This window comes from Rothia sp. (in: high G+C Gram-positive bacteria) (genome assembly GCF_030540545.1).
Taxonomy (GTDB): domain Bacteria; phylum Actinomycetota; class Actinomycetes; order Actinomycetales; family Micrococcaceae; genus Rothia.
In genome coordinates this window covers 1-1102 of sequence record NZ_JAUNVZ010000106.1, presented here as the reverse complement: position 1 = coordinate 1102, position 1102 = coordinate 1, and the positions used below count along the sequence as shown (strand labels likewise).

Here is a 1102-nt window from a genome sequence, read left to right as displayed (position 1 = left end):
TGTTGTGCGGCACGTGCTGGTTTTGCGGTGAGAGCGGCCGCCAGGTAGGCTTTTATGCTCTTTGGAAGATCTGATGCGGCGGCTTTTTCAGCGTTCAGGGTTCGTGCCAGGGATGCCCGTTCTTTCTCGGTGGCCCCGTTAATAATCCCCCGGTACTGGTCGAAAGTGGCCTCGGGGTCTGCCATGAGCTTTTTGAGGGTGGCGCGGCGTTGCGCAAGTGTGGAAGCGGCGGCTGTCATAGGTGGTTATTCCTTTTTAGTGATTGCTGTCCAAAAAAAGTTGGGTGTACTTATAGTAGCTCCATAGCGTGCTGCCGCGCCTTTTCTGCAAGCTCGGTCGGATGCGGTCGCAATTCTTCGAGCGCACGCAGGTTCTTCGCCAGCACAGTCTGCCCCCTCATTTTGGGCCGAAAAACCTCAGGAACCTCAATACTCACACCGTACTCCCCCGCTAATTGCACCAAGAGCTGCACCAGGGCACCGCCCCGATTTATCTCACCTACCATAGGCAGCATGTTCTCTAGCACCTGCACAATACGCCACCCTGCCAACGGGCTAATGGATGCAGCGTCCTGTAAACAGCTGGCTGCCCGGGCCGGTTTAACCCATCCCCCTCGGAGCAGGTAGGCCAGTTCATCCGCCAGTAAAGAAGCATCGAGCATTCCGCGACCCGCAAGAGCGGCAATAGATTCGGCGGTGAGAGCCCTGTGCTCAGCTGCTGCTGCACCAGTTAGCCAGCCCAACACGGAATAGGCGGGTTCTTGCAGAACCTGATGTGTGTGGGTGATGGTATCCAGTACGGCGTCAAGCCCCTTGATGTGTTTCTGAAACCCTGTTGTAGTGACGAACGGCATGCTCTGCGCCGCCAATGTATTGGGGTTATTCTGCAGAAGCCACGCATACCATTGCATGAGGGTACGGTGAAAATCGTCGATTGCCTGAACAGCACGGTGCATAAACTCTTCCGGAATACCTGCCGTGTTCAGAGCCGCCTGTACGAAAGGCATCTGTGCGGTCGGCAGTTCGTGATCTTCAATAAGCCACATCATCAGGCTGCCGTTGGGAGCCTCAGCGTAGGCTTGGTCATACATATTGTGAGGACG

At 55.9% G+C, this 1102-nt stretch carries 2 protein-coding genes; both read right to left on the bottom strand.

Annotation, left to right across the window (positions count from 1 at the left end; genetic code table 11):
- On the bottom strand, window positions 1-239 hold a 239-nt coding region (locus Q4P78_RS09270; protein WP_303340082.1), incomplete at its 3' end, for a hypothetical protein.
- A gap of 50 nt (window positions 240-289) precedes the next feature.
- A partial coding sequence (locus Q4P78_RS09265) for a DUF6493 family protein (protein WP_303340081.1) occupies window positions 290-1102 on the bottom strand: 813 nt, incomplete at its 5' end.